This is a genomic window from Leptolyngbya sp. NK1-12 (assembly GCF_032598965.1).
Lineage (GTDB): Bacteria > Cyanobacteriota > Cyanobacteriia > Elainellales > Elainellaceae > Elainella.
In genome coordinates this window covers 172,944-190,521 of record NZ_CP053586.1, presented here as the reverse complement: position 1 = coordinate 190,521, position 17,578 = coordinate 172,944, and the positions used below count along the sequence as shown (strand labels likewise).

The following is a 17,578-nucleotide window of genomic DNA, read 5'->3' as shown; positions in this document are numbered from 1 at the left end:
AGCATCCTCAAGTCAGCGGTAGGGTTCTCCTCAGTTGTTCTCTCCCTCAAAGCCAGTCGGCAGGCCGCACCAACAATTGTGAATTTTATTTACAGATGCTCGATTCCGATTTTAGCGCTTTTCCGTCCTTGCTTTGGTTCTGGGACTGAGACTTCCTGCGGTGCTATGCGCCTGTTTGCCTAGCATCCTGCTACGTAACAGCGATTGATCAGCAGACCCGGTCATTCAACCAGAAGCTTGCTAGTCTGTAAGGGAAGTTTTGCGGCTTGTGGGGTTCTTACCAACCGCCCCGTTTCAATGCCGATTCTGCAGCTATGGTGTTGAGGGCAACGTTTGATACGGCTTAGAGCAAAAGTTTAGATTAGAATGCAGTTTTCTTAATAGACGTAGTTGGCCGAGTTACTTTATTGTATTTCTACTAAGAGCATGGAACGGTAAGGCATCATGGGTGATTCAGGACGTGTGCCAGTAGGGATTGTGGGAGCCTCTGGCTATGGAGGTGTACAGCTTGTGCGCCTTCTGCAAGACCATCCCAATCTGGAGCTAGTCTACTTGGGCGGTGAGAGTAGCGCTGGCAAGTCCTTTAGCGATCTCTATCCCCACTTGGGCAATCAGGTCAAATTGACGATCGAAGCCATTGATCTGGAGGCCATTGGCGATCGTTGCCAAGTTGTGTTTCTTTCCTTGCCGAACGGCTTGGCCTGTGACATGGCTCCTGCTTTGCTTGCCAAAGGCTGTAAGGTGCTGGATCTGTCTGCCGATTATCGCTTCACCAATCTAGAAACCTACGAAGCTTGGTATGGTAAAGAACGCACCGATCACACCGTTGCCGAAACCGCTGTCTATGGCTTGCCCGAACTCTACCGCGACCGGATTAGCGAAGCTCAGCTTGTGGGCTGTCCGGGTTGCCATTGCACAGCTAGCCTCTTAGCGCTCTCCCCACTGCTAAAGCAAGGGCTGATCATTCCCGAAACGGCCATCATCGACTCGAAAACGGGACTGTCTGGAGCTGGACGAAAAGCAGTCGTGAATATGCTGTTGGCTGAAGCCGATCAGTCCGTGGCTGCCTATAATGTGGCTCGTCATCGTCACACTCCCGAAATCGAGCAAGTATGCAGCGATCTGGCAGGGCACGAGGTAATGATTCAATTTACGCCGCACCTGATTCCGATGATTCGGGGTATCTTGGCCACCGTCTATGCTACTCTGCGCGATCCAGGCTTGGTCCGAGACGATTTGATTACGATCTTTCAAGCGTTCTACCGCTCTTCGCCCTGGGTCAAAATTCTGCCCAGCGGTATCTATCCTCAAACCAAGTGGGTACAGGGAACAAACCTATGCTACATCGGCATTGAAGTCGATCCGCGTACTGACCGAGTGATAGTGATGGCGGCTATTGATAACTTGATGAAAGGGCAGGCAGGGCAAGCAATCCAGTGTTTGAACCTGATGATGGGCTGGGAGGAAACGCTTGGCTTGCCCAAACTCAGCTTCTACCCCTAGATCAATAAAATTAATCGGCTGTATTCAAAGCCCGCTGCTTCGGTTCTGGAAATTGGCAGAATCTTGGAGAAGTTTAATATTCGGATGAAAAAGCCAAGAATTCTGGCTGAGATCACTCCAAGTTGCCAGCATTTTTGCTTAGACTCGAAAGGCAGCGACTGGAGTTGATTGAAATGCGAATCATCATCGTGCAGTATGCAGGCGACTACCGGGAAGCCGTGTATCGATTTGCCGCTGGCCAAGGTGAGACCTACCATGCCCAAAGGTATTCAGTAAATTCGGTGGCAGCTCTGACTTCCTTTGCGGAAGAAGTGGCAGTGCTATGCTGCATCACTGAGTCTCCCTACAACGAAAAGCTGCCGAATGGCGTGCGGGCGATTGGAGCAGGCTGCCAGCATCCGGTTGACTTTAAGGCCATCATCCAGCAGATCGAAGCCTACCAGCCTACCCATCTGATTCTCAACATCCCCAGCCGCGAAATCCTCAACTGGGCTATCAAGCGCCAACTTCCCACCATCACTTGCTTGGCTGATTCCTTCAATAGTAAAAACTGGCGTCAGCGCTTGCGTAATTTTCAGCTCGTGAGAGCCTTGAACCATCCCCAGATTCAGTGGGTAGCAAACCACGGCATCACTGCCTCAGAGTCGCTGTGTTCGATTGGTGTCAACCCCAACAAGATCATTCCCTGGGATTGGCCCTACCCGCTAACACCCGATGCTTTCTCAGCTAAAACCCTCTTCACAGGCAATGAACCCCGTACCCTGGTGTATGTGGGGTTGATCACGGAGGCCAAAGGCGTAGGAGATGCGTTGGAAGCCGTGGCCCTGCTGCGCTCCAAGAACGTCCCAGTGACTCTGAAGTTGGCTGGCAAGGGCGATCTGGAGGTGTTCCAACAAAAAGCGGCTACCCTGAACATCACTGATGCCGTTGAATTTTTGGGCCTGGTGGACAACAAATCCATTATTCCGCTGATGCGTTCGGCGGATCTGGTGTTAGTTCCGAGTCGTCACGACTATCCAGAAGGATTTCCTCTGACGATTTATGAAGCGCTGTGCTCGCGCACCCCAATCGTAGCCTCGGATCATCCCATGTTCGTCCGCCAGTTGCGGCATCGAGTCAATGCAATGCTATTTCCAGCCGGTCAGCCGCAAGCCATAGCTGGTCAGATCGAAGCTATATTCAGCGATGCAGCGCTTTACAGCCAGATTTCAGAAGCAACTGCCGCCACCTGGCACCAACTCCAACTACCAGTCAAAATGGGCGATCTTTTGGCGCGCTGGGTCAACACTACGCCAGAAAACCAGCAGTGGCTATATCAGCACCGACTGACTTCCGGGCTATATAAACAGCAGCCAATCAGTCAGACTTCGGTGCAACTGGCAGAAGCTTAGCTGAACTGAAATGCTGAACTCCAACCAATAACCTGGAAAAGTTTACCTATTCTTGATGTTTGGTGGATTCCATCTAGACCGGCATTAAGCTTCCGTGAAACCTCCAGGTTGGACCTCAGGCCCAGTTCTGGAACCGATTAATTTGTATGATGTGGTCACTAACGGTTACTAACACGGTCACTACCAATTCTGTGATCACTGCATCAGGTGCTGGTATGAACCAATCCTATGAGTGAAACTGTAAACCCGGTAGGGGAGATTAGCCAAATTGGCGTCGTTGCCATTGGGCGGAACGAGGGAGAACGGCTCGTGCGCTGTCTCAAGTCGCTGCTGGCCCAGCTTCCGGCGGGAATGCCGATTGTCTATGTCGATTCGGGGTCAACGGACGGCAGTGTGGCAATGGCTCGGTCCTTAGGTGTGCACGCAATCGAGCTAGATATGTCAGTTCCCTTTACCATGGCGCGCGGACGCAATACCGGATTCCGCTATTTGACCGACCATTTTCCTCAGATCGAGTATGTCCAGTTTATTGATGGGGATTGTGAGCTGCTGCCTGGTTGGATCGACAAGGCACTAGCGGTTCTGAGGCGCAATCCCCAACTCGCAATCGTATGTGGACGGAGACGCGAGCGCTTCCCCGAGGCTTCGATCTACAACCGCCTAGCCGATATGGAATGGAACACACCCATAGGAGAAGCAACGGCCTGTGGCGGTGATGCTCTGATGCGGATGAACGCGATTCGCGAAGTTAACGGCTACAACGAAGCTTTGATTGCGGGCGAAGAACCAGAGATGTGTGTACGGCTACGTCAACAGGGTTGGAAAATCGAGCGGATTGATGCCGACATGACGCTCCACGACGCCGCAATGCTGAAATTCAGCCAGTGGTGGAAGCGCACAGTGCGTGGCGGCTGGGCAATGGCGGCTGGAGCTGCGCTTCATGGTGCTTCACCAGAACGCTATCGGGTGAAAGAAACCTGGAGCCGCTGGGTCTGGGGCTTGATTGTGCCCGTGCTAACGCTTGGTTTGGTCTGGCCCACTTCCGGCCTCAGCCTGCTGCTGCTGTTGGGCTATCCCGCTCAAATGGCAAAGGTATACCACTACCGACGCAAATTCAACGATCCGCCTACTCACGCTTGGCTCTACGCTTGCTTCTGTGTCCTAGGGAAATTTCCCGAAATGCTTGGACAGGCAAAATACTGGCTGACCCGCTGGCGCGGACAACAGGCCACCCTGATCGAGTACAAGGCTCCAACTGCGTTGCGTAGTCCCTAGCCGCAGCACTTTGCGACGAACATTACCCCACATCCCATCTACTCATTCACCCATCCCCGCTTTCCTGCTTATTTCTCTCCAATCCTTTTGTATGAACATCCTTGTCACAGGTGCATCGGGCTTTCTAGGTTGCTATACGGTTGCGGAACTGCTGCGACGTGGCCATCAGGTGCGCGCCTTGGTACGACCAACCGCTGATGTCAGTGTCTTCGCTTGGCACAATTCTCCCCAGGTTGAGATAATTCGGCTCGATCTAACCCAGCCAGGAGATTGGGAATCTGCTCTTAAAGGCGTTGATGCTGTTGTGCATTTGGCAGCGGCCAAATCAGGAGACTGGCAGACTCAGTTCAGTGGCACAGTCACGGCGACCGAACATCTGCTTCAAGCGATGACGAAAGCAGGCGTACAGCGCCTGATCGGGATTAGTACCTTTTCCGTCTACGACTATCTGCACTTGCCTGCTGGCTCTACCCTAGACGAACAATCCCCTCTAGAATGCAACCCAAGCGAGCGAGATGCTTATGCCCAAACCAAACTGATGCAGGAACGATTGATGCGAGAGTTTGGCCAACAGCAGGGCCAAGTCACAATTCTGCGTCCCGGTATGGTCTATGGGCGCGATGCATTATGGAATGCTTGTTTGGGGGCAAAGAACGGCAATCTCTGGCTGCGGATTGGGACCGATGCCATCTTGCCCCTAACCTATGTAGAAAATTGCGCGGCAGCCATTGCCAATGCTGTAGAACAGGAGCAGTCAGTCGGAGCCACGATCAATATTGTGGATGATCAATTGCCCACGCAGAGCGTCTACGCTAACAAGCTGCTGGCCCGCATGTCTGCTCCACCCCGCACGGTTGTAATTAACTGGACCGTGATGCGGCTGCTGGCTCGTTTTGTTTGGCAGATCAACAAAACCCTGTTTGCTGGACGCTTGAAACTACCAGGATTGCTGATTCCGGCCCGATTGCATGCCCGCTTCAAACCCTTGCAGTACAGCAATCTCTACGCTAAACAAATGCTGAACTGGACGCCTTCCTACTCTCTCGATGCGGCGTTAGCACGAAGCTGGGGAGACGCTGATTTATTGGCAGTCACAGCTATTCAACCATCGAGTCAGTCGCCTTCTGTCCCTTCTTAGGGTCCATGATTTCTAACCAGTCTTGATCAGGAAAACTGTATGCGGATTGCCTATCTGACGGGTGAATATCCCAGAGCCACCGACACCTTTATCCAACGGGAAGTTGCCGCCCTGCGAGAGCAGGGAATTGATGTATTCACCTTCTCGATTCGCCGCACTGGAGCAGAACACATTGTTGGCCCAGAGCAGCAGGCCGAAGCCGATCGCACTTTCTATATCCTGCCGCCCAACCCGCTGAAGCTGCTGCTCGCCCATCTGTCGCTGGTTTTCCGTTCACCAAAACGCTATTTCCAAGCTGTCAAGCTAGCCTGGCAAACCCACCAGCCTGGACTGCGCGGCACGCTCTACCAGATCTTTTACTTTCTCGAGGCTGGCATTGTTGCTCACCAGATCAATCAGCAACAGATCCAGCATTTACATAATCATTTCCCAGACTCAAGCGGTACCGTAGCGATGTTGGCAGCCGAATTAGGCGGCTTTAGCTTCAGCTTCACAATGCATGGCCCTTACATCTTTTTCGAGCCGTTGCGGTGGCGACTTGATGAAAAACTGAAGCGAGCGCTGTTTGTTTGCTGCATCAGCTATTTTTGTCGCAGTCAGGGCATGATTTTTGCGCCTATGGAGCAGTGGCGACGCATGCATATTGTCCACTGTGGGGTAGACCCAGCCCTATTCGACCTGGTTTGCCATCAGCAAGTTGGTAAACGGCTGCTCTATACCGGACGGCTTGCTGCCGTCAAAGGCTTACCGATTCTGCTAGAAAGTCTGGCAATCCTCAAAGCGACCTATCCAGATGTGCTGCTGACGGTAGTTGGCGATGGCCCCGATCGGGTTCAGCTTGAACAAATGACAGCCCAGCTTGGTTTAACCCAAAACGTCAACTTTGTCGGCTATCAGTCACAAACAGAAGTGCGTCAGCACATGCAGGCCACTGATGTGTTTGTGCTGCCTAGCTTTGCGGAGGGAGTGCCTGTCTCGCTGATGGAAGCCTTAGCTGCTGGCGTGCCAGTTGTGTCAACTCAAATCGCTGGCGTTAGTGAGCTGGTAGAAAATGGCGTCAGTGGCTATCTGGTGCCGCCAGGAAATGCAGCTTTGTTAGCGGAACGAATTGCTACCCTGCTGGCCGATCCCCAATTACGGATGCAGTTTGGGACTGCCGGGCGCGCCAAGATCGAGCAGGAGTTTAACATTCACCACGAGGCAGCTTGGCTATGTCAGATTATGACTGCCGCACTAGCCGGTAACGTGGAAACGATTCGACCGCAAACGAAACCTGAAGTTCTTCTCAGCCCTGTCTAAATCCTGTCTAAATAGGGTCAAAGTCAAGCTGATTGACAACTTCATACTGGCAGTTAAGAATCGCACCTATACAGATAAAACCCGCCTTTGCGGGGTACTCAATTCCTATAAGCCACATCAGTACAAGCCCACTACAACAGCAGTTGGCTATTTTGCCCAAGGCATAGGGGCAATCGGATCAAAGCTGGTTGTCATTTTATAGGGAGCACCAGTTTCCAACGCATTGTGGATTGCTAGCACCAGTTCATTATTGTGTAGCGAGAATTGAGGCGACAAGCGACAGGGCCGTCTTTCCTGAATTGCGGCCGCCAGTTCTGCAACACCACGGGCAAAGTCCATTTGCTGGGAACCCTTGTAGCCAAATTTGGGTGGTTTTTGCACGAGTGGATACCGCTGCTTCCAGGGAGACATGAACGTCTTGCGGCGAATTCGGATCATCCGTTTGATGTAAACTGGCGAGCCGTAATACCAGCAGTCTTCGATGCCCATAACACCATCATCACCAATAATCCTTAACTGATGATCGTGGGGTGCAACAATACTGCACGTTAAACGAGCCACCACACCAGAGGCAAACTTAATGCAGGCTACTGAGAAATCAGGCGCGTTGCGGTCTAGTAGTACATCAGTTTGTTTATCAGGAATTAGACAGGAGGAAAAAGCCGTTACGGTTTCAGCAGGTCCAAAAAAAGCCGTTAGCCAAGTCACGTAGTAACCTGCATGCTCTAGGGTGCAGCCCACCTCAAACTCATCTTTGTAGGGCCAAGGAATGCCTGATTCGCTCACCCACTTCTGATAGGGCATCCGATGTACTAACCCATCATCCATTTCGGCATAGACCAAGCGGACTGTGCCAATCTGTTTTTCCCGCAGCGCTTTCCACAGGGTTTGAGCACTTTCCCCCAGCAAGCTACACGGAGCTGATGAGATCAGCAAGCCTCGCTGTTCCGCTAGAGCGACCAACTCCTCTGCTTCAGGCATTGTCATTGCCAGGGGCTTTTCTGAATAGACATGCTTACCGGCTTCTAGGGCTGCTTTCGAGATTTCGTAGTGACTGCCAGGATTGGTCAAATTCAGCACAATGCTGACGTTGGGATCGGCAAGCAGTTCAGCGAGAGAACGATACATGGGCACTGCATGATAGGCAGAAAATCGAGTTGCCCGTTCCTCGACCCGATCCATTACTCCTGCGACCTGGAGGTCAGGATAGTTCGCTAGAGTTTTCAGGTAATAATCTGCGACAAAACCACACCCAACAATCGCGATCTGCATTCAACCTCTTTTTAGCACTGCAATTGGCCCAGCTTAGAACTGCAACTGACCCAGTCATTCACCCTGTTCTAACAAGTCCAAGCCAGGTTGACAAGTTTCACCGGTTCATCACAAGTTCACACTTTTGGCGGAACCTGCTAGCAGCCTTGGCCAGTCCTGATTATAAGCAAAGGCGTAGGAGCGGTGCCTGTTTCAGGAATTAGATCTTCATTGTTTTCCCAAATAAACCTGTGGTCCTGCTAAGAATGAATGAAGATCGCTTGCACAATTTCCTGAATTCCACGGATTGCTGCCCTAATGGGACTAGGACGATTCTTGCATCCGTCAGTTCAGCCCTACTTCAGCCCCACTATCGTGTTTGGTTCACTGTCTCCTCTAGGCTCCTCCTGTAAAAAGTCATGATTGGAGTGAGGATGGCATATCTGCTGTCAAATCGTGGGGATGCTTCTGTGGGGATGCATTTCTCGTTCAGGTGACCTCATCATTGTTTGAGTTCCTGCTCATTGCTTTGTTGTTTCTGTCTGGGAGTCATGGCCTCATCTACTGAAAACTCTTCTGTCAAAAAGCTGGCTATTCGTGGTGCACTCTGGACAATTGTTGGCTTTGGTGCTGGCAATATTGTCCGTTTTATCAGTAACCTGATCCTGACTCGGCTGTTGGCACCGGAGCTGTTTGGCTTAATGGCATTGATCTATGCCTTCATCACCGGCTTACACATGTTCTCTGATGTGGGGATTGGTGTCAGCATTATTCAAAATAAGCGAGGTGATGAGCGGGAATTTCTCAACACAGCCTGGACAATCCAGGTGGTTCGCGGTGTTCTAATCTGGGTTGGCTGTTTTTTCCTGGCCCACTTTGTTGCTTTCGTCTATAAGGATCCACGCTTCCTGTGGCTGCTGCCCGTGGTAGGGCTAAATACGGTTATTACTGGTTTTACCTTTACGGCCATCTTCAGCTTAAACCGCCATCTCTCCATTAAAGAAGTCGCGCTATTTGAACTCTCAGGGCAAATCGTCGGCATTGTTGTCATGATCACCTGGGCCTTCTTCCATCGTTCAGTTTGGGCACTGGTGGCTGGGGGGATTGCATCCAGCGTCTATCAAGTATGGATGAGCTACCGCCTCAGCAAGGGTAAACCGAACCGCTTTGCTTGGGATAAGTCTGCGGCCCGTGAACTGATCTCCTTTGGAGCCTGGATCTTTTTAACCACCGCTATCACCTTTTTGGGTGAGCAAGCCGATCGGCTAATTTTGGGTAAAGTTTTGATCCAGGATCTGGGTGAAACGGCCGGGTTAACCCTACTAGGGGTTTATGGTATTGCCCTCACGTTTGCTGAATTACCCCGTGCGGTGACCAATGCTCTGAATGGCAAAGTAATGATGCCTGCGTTCTCAAAGATTATCGATCAGCCTCGATCTGAAGTGCGAACCAAAGTAGGGCGCAAACGTAAATATATTCTAGTCTTGATGGCGCTGGCTGTGGCTTTAATGGTCTGCATGGGAGATGTGATCATCAAAACGCTGTATGATAGCCGCTACAGTCAAGCAGCTTGGATGTTGCCAATTCTAGTTCTAGGATTGTGGCCCCGTTTAATGTGTAACACCAATGAAGCGCTTCTATTTGCCATTGGCAGACCTCAATACACAGCTGGAGCTAACTTCACCCGATTTGTTTGTACATCCGTTGGGATCTATGTGGGATATAACCTATTCGGGATGCCGGGAGCAGTTATAGGAGTGGCGCTCAATGACCTTTTCTACCATTTGGTGATTAATTGGGGACTGTGGCGTGAAGGATTAGGCAATGTAAAGCAAGACATTTTAGCTAGCGGAATTTTGTTTGCTGTCTTAGCAGTCTTGCTGAGTATACGTCAGGCTCTAGGTTTTGGCCTGCCTATCGACACCATGTTCTAGACAGTTTTAAGCCGCTGGATTTAGATCACTGGACATAACTGCCAACCCGTTTACAATAAAACATGATCTTCAGCTAAATGTTGCTTATTGTTACGGGTGCTGCTTGAATCAAGATCAAATCTGATTGATATTTTTGATCCACATTACACGTTTCTGTTAACAAATCCTATTGGCGAAGCTGTATTTGAGAAGCATAGTTTGAAGCATAGTTTTCAGTTTCTGACTCCGGTTGACTAGCGCGATGGTTTAGCATGAGAATCACCTTTGTTCTTCCAGATGCAGGAATTGCTGGCGGTATTCGTGTGGTAGCAACGTACGCTGAGCGCCTGCAAAAGCGAGGTCATCAGGTTTGTGTAGTCTGTTTACCGCCCCGTCCTATTCGTTTACGCGATCAGCTTCGCTCCTTAGTAAAAGGAGAAGGTTGGACCTTCAGTGAACCCTGCCAACACTTTGAAGACAAACCAATCGAGCGCAAAATCATCAATCGTTGGCGACCGATCACAGCCGATGATGTTCCCGATGCGGATGTGGTGATTGCCACTTGGTGGGAGACGGCCGAATGGGTGGCGCAGTTTCCTAGCTCTAAGGGCGCGAAAGTCTATTTCATTCAACACTACGAAGCACTGCTGGCAGGCCAGCCGATGGAACGGGTCAAAGCAACTTGGCACTTACCGATGCACAAAATAACCGTTTCTCGCTGGTTAGCCGATCTGGTTCGAGCTGAACATGGTGCTGATAGCGTTACCCTAGTACCCAACAGCGTCAGTACTGAGCAATTCTTTGCTCCGCCTCGCGGCAAGCAGCCCGTGCCTACAGTTGGTTTGATGTACTCAAGGGCAACATGGAAAGGTAGTGCCATTAGTTTACAGGCGTTCTCCTTGGCAGCTCAGGCCGTGCCAGAACTGCAGCTCGTAGCGTTTGGCGTCGGCCAACCTTCGCGTCAGGTGCCGCTACCCAAAGGAGCTAAATATATCATTCGACCTCCCCAAGCCAAACTGAGAGAGATCTATGCCCAATGTGATGCGTGGCTGTTTGGCAGCACCATTGAGGGGTTTGGTCTGCCCATTTTAGAAGCAATGGCCTGTCGGACACCGGTGATTGGCACTCCGGCTGGAGCTGCGCCCGAATTGTTGCAGCAAGGAGCTGGCATTTTAGTTAGGCCGGAAGACCCAAAACATATGGCACAAGCAATTGAGCGGATTTGCTGGATGACCGAGCGGGAGTGGCAACTCATGTCGCAGGTTGCCCATCAGCGCGCGACAAGTTATACCTGGGATGATGCAACTCATTTATTTGAGGCGGCACTATGTCAAATAGTGAGACGCTCACGTCACAAAAATTTGATTCAAGACTTAGTCTAAGCATTTGACCTAAGCATTCGATAAATCGAGCATTCTGGCCGCATTGAAGCCATTGTAGGTGCATTCAGCACACTAGTTGCTATCCGGGGTCGATCCGCCACCGCCATTTAGTTTATTGAACTTTGCAGCTATGAGTTTCATTTTTCCCGGCAATCCCATGGCCAGTCCCAACCTGCTTGTTCCATTGGTTATGTTGGGCTGGATTCCCGTCGTTCTTTACTTATTTTCGCAGCTACCTGCCCGACAAGCTGTTGTCATCAGTTTTTTGTTTGCCTGGATGTTTTTGCCTCAAGCAGCCCTACCCCTCACAGGTATCCCCGACTACACCAAAACCTCCGCTACCTGCTATGGAATTTTGCTAGCAACTTTCATTTTTGATGTGGGGCGGTTCCGTTCCTTCCGGTTTGGCTGGCTGGATGTACCCATGCTGATTTGGTGCCTTTGCCCCTATATGTCGTCGGTCACGAATGATTTGGGTGTCTATGATGGTTTGGCCCAAGCTTTGGATCGCACGGTGACTTGGGGCGCTCCCTACTTTTTAGGCCGAATTTATTTAAACAGTTTGCTGGGATTGCGCCAGTTAGCAATTGGGATTTTTATCGGTGGGTTAGTGTACATGCCGCTGTGTATCCTCGAATCGAGGCTTAGCCCTCAACTTCACCGGATTGTTTACGGCGGTTACACAGTACAGGATTTCACCCAAGTCATTCGTTTAGGTGGTTATCGACCGATTGTGTTTATGCAGCATGGTCTGGCCGTTGGGGCCTTTATGATGGCAGCGACCTTGATTGGCCTATGGCTGTGGCAAACCAATACAATCAAACGCCTTTGGAATATTCCAATGGGTGGCTGGGTAGCTGGATTATTTTTAACCTTTGTATTAGTTCGATCGATCGGTGCATTGACCCTACTGCTGATTGGAATAGTGCTGCTCTACATCGGCAAACAATTTCGCACTGCCTTACCCGTCTTCTTGTTAATTGCAGCAATGGCAGTCTATCTCTATATCAATGCAGAAACCGATACCTACTTCACCGATCAGTTAGTTTCCTATTTGTCACAAATCTTTCCGCCAGAGCGGATTCAATCATTGGAATTTAGATTCAATAACGAAGAACTTCTAGCCGATCACGCGCGGGAAAGACTATTGTTTGGTTGGGGTGGATTTAACCGCTCACGGGTTATCATTCCGGGGACTGTTGATCAGCTAGCAATTCAAGATAGCTTGTGGATTCTTGCTTTTGGAGAGAACGGTACGGTTGGCCTGGTTAGCATCTTCACCTCCATGCTAGCGCCCGTTGTGGCATTATTTTGGTCTCGTTGTCCGGCACGACTCTGGACCCATCCCCAAATTGCCCCAGTTGCTGTTTTGGCAATCATGGTAGTCCTTTACATGGTGGACTGTATTATGAACGCCATGATTAACCCAATCTACATTTTGGCCGCTGGAGGAATTGCAGGATTTGTTATGAGTCCTGAACCCCGACGGCGAAAGGCAACCAATCCAGCTGTTCCAGTTCGTCGTCAACTCGTGCAGCAGAGGCCGCTGTAGAAACTCAGCCTGTGAAAGGTTTGCTTCTAAAAAATCATTTTCAACACGCTGTCTTCACCGATTATCGCGGTTTGTTGCTCTGCTCAGGCGGTGTTTGATTGCAAGAATTTTATTCGCAACTGCTACTTTGCGACTGCTACCCAGCTCCTCGAAAGGCAAGGCTGATTGTCATCTAACCGTAGATCTGATGCCAATTTGCCGCTCAAACTTGCGATGAATTCAGTTCTTCGGTTACTAAATCATTGAATATTGACATCAAATCCGACTAAACGCCCCAAATTTAAATGCTGCGTTGTACAGGCGTTTCGCCGAAACACCTGTACGCGAACTCTGGCTGATCAACCGGATTTGATATGAGAATCTTCACAAGAACTTTATCGTTTCCCTCCGAAATCCCCCCGAATTGTGTTTTCTTGACACACCCGGTTTTACCTTGCTGAAGAGGCAGGATATCGTTCCTTTTGAAGAGGTAAATTTTGAAGCGACAAGTTGATTTTTCCTCAACTGGAGCAATTTTAAAGGTACTCCCTATAGTAAGCACCAAAGCCTAAAACTGCTAATTAATGAATCTGAGAGCTGCTGTTTCTAAAGGAGATGAATTGATGAGTGCATTGAATACAGTCCTAGAACAAATTTCATTGGTTGCTCGTAACTACGGCGATGGAATTGTTCTTGAAGACGTGCTTCTAGACTGGTTTGAGTTCTTGGGAGGAAAGCCCGGTGAAGTGGTGATTGTTGATGCTGGCAGCAACCCAGAGACGCAGGAAATCTATTGGCAGCTCTTCAAAAGAGGATTAATCGACAAATTGCAAATTATTCAGCAGGACCACGAAGAGCAAGATTTCGATCGAGGATACATTCAGACCTACACAGCGGCTGCAATTGCAACTAAACCTTATCTCCTCTGGTTCAATATTGATACTTTACCGTACCGCAAAGGCCATGAAGGTTGGCTAGAAGAATCGATTGGTTACTTGGATCGGGAAGATGTTTTTGCCGTTGGTGGCTCCTTTAACATGCCAGCAAAACTCCGTGATGCTTGGGAGGGTTGGTACTTTAGCTACAAATGTAGTCTGAACTTTGCGTTGATGAAACGTAGTGTGTTTATGGCGGCAGTTCACGAGTATGCAGGTGATTATGTTGCCTCTGGTTTTACAAGCGAAAATCCTGCTGCTGTTACGAACCAGGAGCGGTATATGTTAGAGATCGCCCTAGAACGCTATATGGAACGACATAACGTTTATACGCTCTTTAAGGTCGAAGATCCTGACTGGACAGTTTTCCATACTAATACACACGAGCAACGCCTCAAGCTTGTGCGTCAGCGCTATCGCGCTCGTAAAAATATTGAGCAATACATGAACGCTGCGTTCTCCGATGCTCCACCGGATCCTAGCCAAGCAATTTATTATGGTGCTCCCAAAGACAGCTTGATCAAACGACTGCGGGTTGCAGTTGGCCGCTCTCAAATCGGCCCTTATTGGCGCTCGCTGAAACAACTGTTGCTGCAAAAGGGATAGCAATTTGTCAAATGGATAATGAAGTTACTTAACCAAACGAATAGTCGGTGCAGGGTGTGTTCGGCGCAGCTCAGCCGAGTCGCCGAGTCGGCTTGTATAGCAGCGGTTTTAAACTGGTGATCAGGCTTTGCTCCTGTAGACACGGCCTCTTTCGGAGAATTTTCGCGTTTGCAACAGCTAGCGTTTAGAGGTTTGTAAGCCAGCCAACCCTTTTGCTTTCCTGAATCAATGGGTGAGGTCAAATGCAAGGCGTAGGGGAGGCATCTTGCTTACAGGTTGACAGATATCCGCGCTACAGATCTGTTCAATAATTGGGTCCACCTACTGGATTGCTGCTTAATTCACTAGATAATGTGTAGATAGCTGTTGACCTGTTACTCAAAAAACATCCACCCATAGAGAGTTTTTAAAGTGGCCTACCTGTAGTTTCATTTAGAACTATACGTAAAAATTCCGGACTACAGTAGAGAGCATTGTAGTTCTATTTAAAGGTGGGATCCTCCTAGCTTAAGCACCAGAAAGGGTATCAGGGTTCTAAAGTGTCAAATGTTAGATACCAGGGTGAGGATTTCGTCAGATATCCAGGCATTGTCAGAGCTTGCGATTAGATAAAAGCTCAGCGAAAACTGTGATTTGAGAGGATCGCTATACCAGTCATATTGTAGGTGGAAGTTATCATGCAACTACTGCTTCGCCGGGTTACTGAACGCGCTTACTCTAACAAAGACTCCATCGTCGGCACTTGGCGAACTCGGCGCTTCAAAGATTTTCTAGAGCTGGTAAAACCACCTTCTGGAGCTAAGATCATCGATTTAGGGGGTACACCCTACATGTGGGAACTAGTGCCTCACGACTTTGAGGTAACGCTGGTAAACCTGCCAGGAACCGTTAGACCCCATGGACACCACCAGATTCGGTTTATTGAAGCAGATGCCACGAATCTAAAAGATGTGTTTAGCGATCAATCCTTTGATGTTGTATTCAGCAATTCGGTGATTGAGCATGTAGGCGATGACAACAAACAGGCCGATTTTGCGCAAGAGGTGTATCGCTTAGGCAAAGCCTATTGGGTACAAACGCCAAGCGACCGCTGGCCAATTGAACCTCATACCGGTTTCCCATTCTATTGGCAACTGCCCGAATTTGCGCGCCAGCACTTGAAGCGTTCCTGGAAGAAAAAATTACCAGTTTGGACGGAAATGGTGGAAGGAACTCGCGTAATTTCCCGTAAGCAAATGCAGGCGTTATTCCCAGATGGGAAACTCTACATAGAGCGCGCTTTTCTACTTGAAAAATCCTATGTGATTTATCGTCCCTTTGAGCAGATCTGACACTAGGTATATGAAAATTCCACTAAGTTTGCAGTTTTATAGTTGGAATAACTAGTCTTGGATTGAGTAATTTTGTATAGTTGAGTTAAGTGATGAGTGGAACAAGTCCAAGCAAACTTGCGCTAGTTTCAAATAGTTTGGATTACTGACTAGAGTGAGGTACCCAGCTGGATGGTTTTGAGCTATCGATTGAGTTTAGATTTAGGGCTTCAGCTACCTTCTTGAATCAGCATATTCAGAGCTTGTACACAATGATTCAAATCACAAGCTGCAAAAGCTAAGGGTCTGTTCAGAGTTTTGGATCAATCCAGCTTGTGACTTCGTATTTCTCTCACCCGCAAATCAATTGCGGGTAGGTCAGGCAACGAAGCAACACAGAAGCATTTACTGATCTGAAGCTCAACCTACTTTCGTAAGCTGAATTCTTCTCTCGCAATGTGCGAAGACATCTTAGGTTTAATAGCGGCAGATTTCAACCTGTCGATCATCAGTGTGAGATTTTTTGTAATTTATCTCTTCTATTGTTTGTAGCTATAAATTTTATAGCTGTAATCAGCTGAGGTTTATTCAATTAAGCGTTAGACGTATATAGATTAGATTAATCAGTAGGTTAAGCAGTTTTCAGCGTCTGCTATTTAGCATTGAACTTCATTCTTGTAACATGACTGAGTCCAGCATATTTTTGATTCCGCCTTCAGGTATTTTGCGAATTCCTGCATTGACTGATCATTTTCAGCAATCATCACAGCAGTCGATCTCAGAGGCAATTCCACAATCAATTGAACAGTCTATTTCTTTCAATTTCGCTCCAATTACCCTCTCTCTGGTAATTCCCACCTACAACGAGGCTAAAAATATCCATCGCTTAGTTCACCAACTTGCTTCCCTTTTAGATCAGAAGCTACCAAAGAACTATGAGTTAATTGTAGTCGATGATGATAGCCCGGATCGCACATGGGAAATTGCCCAAACACTGGTGCATGAGTATCCTCAATTACGGGTGATGCGGCGACAGCAAGAGCGGGGTTTGTCAACTGCGGTAATTCGGGGCTGGCAGGTGGCGAGGGGAGAAGTGATCGGCGTGATTGACGGAGATTTGCAACATCCGCCTGAGGTTTTACTGCAACTGCTAGCGGCAATTCAGGGTGGTGCAGATTTAGCTGTTGCCAGCCGGCATGTCGAAGGAGGAGGCGTCAGCGATTGGAGTCCAACTCGCCGTTTCCTTTCGCGGGGAGCACAATTTTTGGGATTGCTGATTCTGCCCAGGGTCGTGGGGAGAGTATCTGACCCCATGAGCGGCTATTTTATGCTGCGGCGTTCAGCCATTGCCGGACAAATTCTTAGCCCAGTGGGCTATAAGATTCTGCTGGAAGTAATCGGACGAGGAAATATTGAGACGATTGCTGAAGTAGGCTATGTATTTCAGGAGCGGCTTGAAGGAGAAAGCAAAGTCACCTGGAAGCAGTATGTCGAGTATTTGAGGCACTTGACTCGGCTACGCCTGAGCGGAAAACTCAGCCGACTGCGTCAACACTTGAATTGGCCGATTGGTCGTTTTATGCGATTCGGCCTAGTAGGATTAAGCGGTGTTTTTGTCGATATGGCCGTTTTTTACTTACTGAGTGATCCAGATGCTCTGAACTGGGGATTAACGCGCAGTAAGATTATCGCGGCTGAAGTAGCCATTATCAATAATTTTCTCTGGAATGATCGCTGGACGTTTGGAGATTTATCCAGCCAACAACGAGGTTGGCGTAAGCGGATCAAACGCTTGGTGAAGTTCAACCTGATCTGCTTAGGCGGTTTGGTCTTAAATGTTTTGCTGTTGAATTTATTATTTAACGCTTTTGGACTAAATCGCTATGTTGCTAACCTGATTGCGATTGCTGCTGTGACCCTTTGGAACTTTTGGCTGAACCTGAAACTAAGCTGGCGCGTCACTGATACCCAAAATTAGAGAGGACGGCTAATTTGAAGCAGGGAAGTTTAGAAGGCTGGGGTTTGCCTAATTTTCTGAACAAGG

The 17,578-nt window shown here is 49.0% G+C and carries 12 protein-coding genes; 11 read left to right on the top strand and 1 reads right to left on the bottom strand.

Annotated features, from left to right (window positions below):
• Nucleotides 1-444: 444 nt before the first annotated feature.
• The 5 genes from argC (at nt 445) to HJG54_RS00440 (ending at nt 6,606) form a co-directional block, all read left to right on the top strand.
• Nucleotides 445-1,503 (top strand): N-acetyl-gamma-glutamyl-phosphate reductase, encoded by a 1,059-nt coding sequence (gene argC, locus HJG54_RS00460; protein WP_316432727.1) that lies wholly within the window; start codon nt 445-447, stop codon nt 1,501-1,503.
• Between the two features lie 173 nt (nt 1,504-1,676).
• Nucleotides 1,677-2,894 carry a glycosyltransferase gene (locus HJG54_RS00455; RefSeq protein WP_316432726.1) on the top strand — a complete coding sequence of 406 codons (1,218 nt, stop codon included), beginning with the start codon at nt 1,677-1,679 and terminating at the stop codon, nt 2,892-2,894.
• Nucleotides 2,895-3,122: 228 nt separating this feature from the next.
• A complete protein-coding gene (locus HJG54_RS00450; protein WP_316432725.1) occupies nt 3,123-4,169 on the top strand; it encodes a glycosyltransferase in 1,047 nt (348 codons plus the stop codon).
• 91 nt (nt 4,170-4,260) lie between these two features.
• Nucleotides 4,261-5,307: an NAD-dependent epimerase/dehydratase family protein gene (locus HJG54_RS00445; RefSeq protein ID WP_316432724.1), complete on the top strand. Its 1,047-nt coding sequence runs from the start codon at nt 4,261-4,263 to the stop codon at nt 5,305-5,307.
• Nucleotides 5,308-5,346: 39 nt separating this feature from the next.
• Nucleotides 5,347-6,606, top strand: coding sequence for a glycosyltransferase (locus HJG54_RS00440; protein WP_316432723.1), 1,260 nt, complete (start codon nt 5,347-5,349; stop codon nt 6,604-6,606).
• A gap of 147 nt (nt 6,607-6,753) precedes the next feature.
• On the opposite strand, the gene HJG54_RS00435 is transcribed toward HJG54_RS00440, so the two are convergent.
• Nucleotides 6,754-7,878, bottom strand: a complete 1,125-nt coding sequence (locus tag HJG54_RS00435) for a Gfo/Idh/MocA family protein (RefSeq protein ID WP_316432722.1) — start codon at nt 7,876-7,878, stop codon at nt 6,754-6,756.
• Between the two features lie 530 nt (nt 7,879-8,408).
• Between HJG54_RS00435 and HJG54_RS00430 the strand changes: the two genes are divergently transcribed.
• The 6 genes from HJG54_RS00430 (at nt 8,409) to HJG54_RS00405 (ending at nt 17,512) form a co-directional block, all read left to right on the top strand.
• Nucleotides 8,409-9,791 (top strand): oligosaccharide flippase family protein, encoded by a 1,383-nt coding sequence (locus HJG54_RS00430; RefSeq protein WP_316432721.1) that lies wholly within the window; start codon nt 8,409-8,411, stop codon nt 9,789-9,791.
• Between the two features lie 251 nt (nt 9,792-10,042).
• On the top strand, nt 10,043-11,152 hold the full coding sequence (locus HJG54_RS00425) for a glycosyltransferase family 4 protein (protein ID WP_316432720.1): 1,110 nt from the start codon (nt 10,043-10,045) through the stop codon (nt 11,150-11,152).
• Nucleotides 11,153-11,282: 130 nt separating this feature from the next.
• The gene (locus HJG54_RS00420; protein WP_316432719.1) at nt 11,283-12,704 is read left to right on the top strand and encodes an O-antigen ligase domain-containing protein; all 1,422 of its coding nucleotides are present in this window, start codon (nt 11,283-11,285) and stop codon (nt 12,702-12,704) included.
• 602 nt (nt 12,705-13,306) lie between these two features.
• Nucleotides 13,307-14,224, top strand: a complete 918-nt coding sequence (locus HJG54_RS00415; RefSeq protein ID WP_316432718.1) for a glycosyltransferase family 2 protein — start codon at nt 13,307-13,309, stop codon at nt 14,222-14,224.
• A 677-nt stretch (nt 14,225-14,901) separates the two neighbouring features.
• A complete protein-coding gene (locus HJG54_RS00410; protein ID WP_316432717.1) occupies nt 14,902-15,555 on the top strand; it encodes a class I SAM-dependent methyltransferase in 654 nt (217 codons plus the stop codon).
• A gap of 661 nt (nt 15,556-16,216) precedes the next feature.
• Complete coding sequence (locus tag HJG54_RS00405) at nt 16,217-17,512, top strand: glycosyltransferase (RefSeq protein ID WP_316432716.1); 1,296 nt, start codon at nt 16,217-16,219, stop codon at nt 17,510-17,512.
• Nucleotides 17,513-17,578: the final 66 nt, after the last annotated feature.

Bases quoted from the DNA above. Each gene is read 5' to 3' on its own strand.
- HJG54_RS00430 (WP_316432721.1), top strand. From the start codon at position 8,409: ATGGCCTCATCTACTGAAAACTCTTCTGTCAAAAAGCTGGCTATTCGT.
- HJG54_RS00435 (WP_316432722.1), bottom strand. From the start codon at position 7,878: ATGCAGATCGCGATTGTTGGGTGTGGTTTTGTCGCAGATTATTACCTG.
- HJG54_RS00425 (WP_316432720.1), top strand. From the start codon at position 10,043: ATGAGAATCACCTTTGTTCTTCCAGATGCAGGAATTGCTGGCGGTATT.
- argC (WP_316432727.1), top strand. From the start codon at position 445: ATGGGTGATTCAGGACGTGTGCCAGTAGGGATTGTGGGAGCCTCTGGC.
- HJG54_RS00440 (WP_316432723.1), top strand. From the start codon at position 5,347: ATGCGGATTGCCTATCTGACGGGTGAATATCCCAGAGCCACCGACACC.
- HJG54_RS00410 (WP_316432717.1), top strand. From the start codon at position 14,902: ATGCAACTACTGCTTCGCCGGGTTACTGAACGCGCTTACTCTAACAAA.
- HJG54_RS00455 (WP_316432726.1), top strand. From the start codon at position 1,677: ATGCGAATCATCATCGTGCAGTATGCAGGCGACTACCGGGAAGCCGTG.
- HJG54_RS00415 (WP_316432718.1), top strand. From the start codon at position 13,307: ATGAGTGCATTGAATACAGTCCTAGAACAAATTTCATTGGTTGCTCGT.
- HJG54_RS00450 (WP_316432725.1), top strand. From the start codon at position 3,123: ATGAGTGAAACTGTAAACCCGGTAGGGGAGATTAGCCAAATTGGCGTC.
- HJG54_RS00445 (WP_316432724.1), top strand. From the start codon at position 4,261: ATGAACATCCTTGTCACAGGTGCATCGGGCTTTCTAGGTTGCTATACG.
- HJG54_RS00405 (WP_316432716.1), top strand. From the start codon at position 16,217: ATGACTGAGTCCAGCATATTTTTGATTCCGCCTTCAGGTATTTTGCGA.
- HJG54_RS00420 (WP_316432719.1), top strand. From the start codon at position 11,283: ATGAGTTTCATTTTTCCCGGCAATCCCATGGCCAGTCCCAACCTGCTT.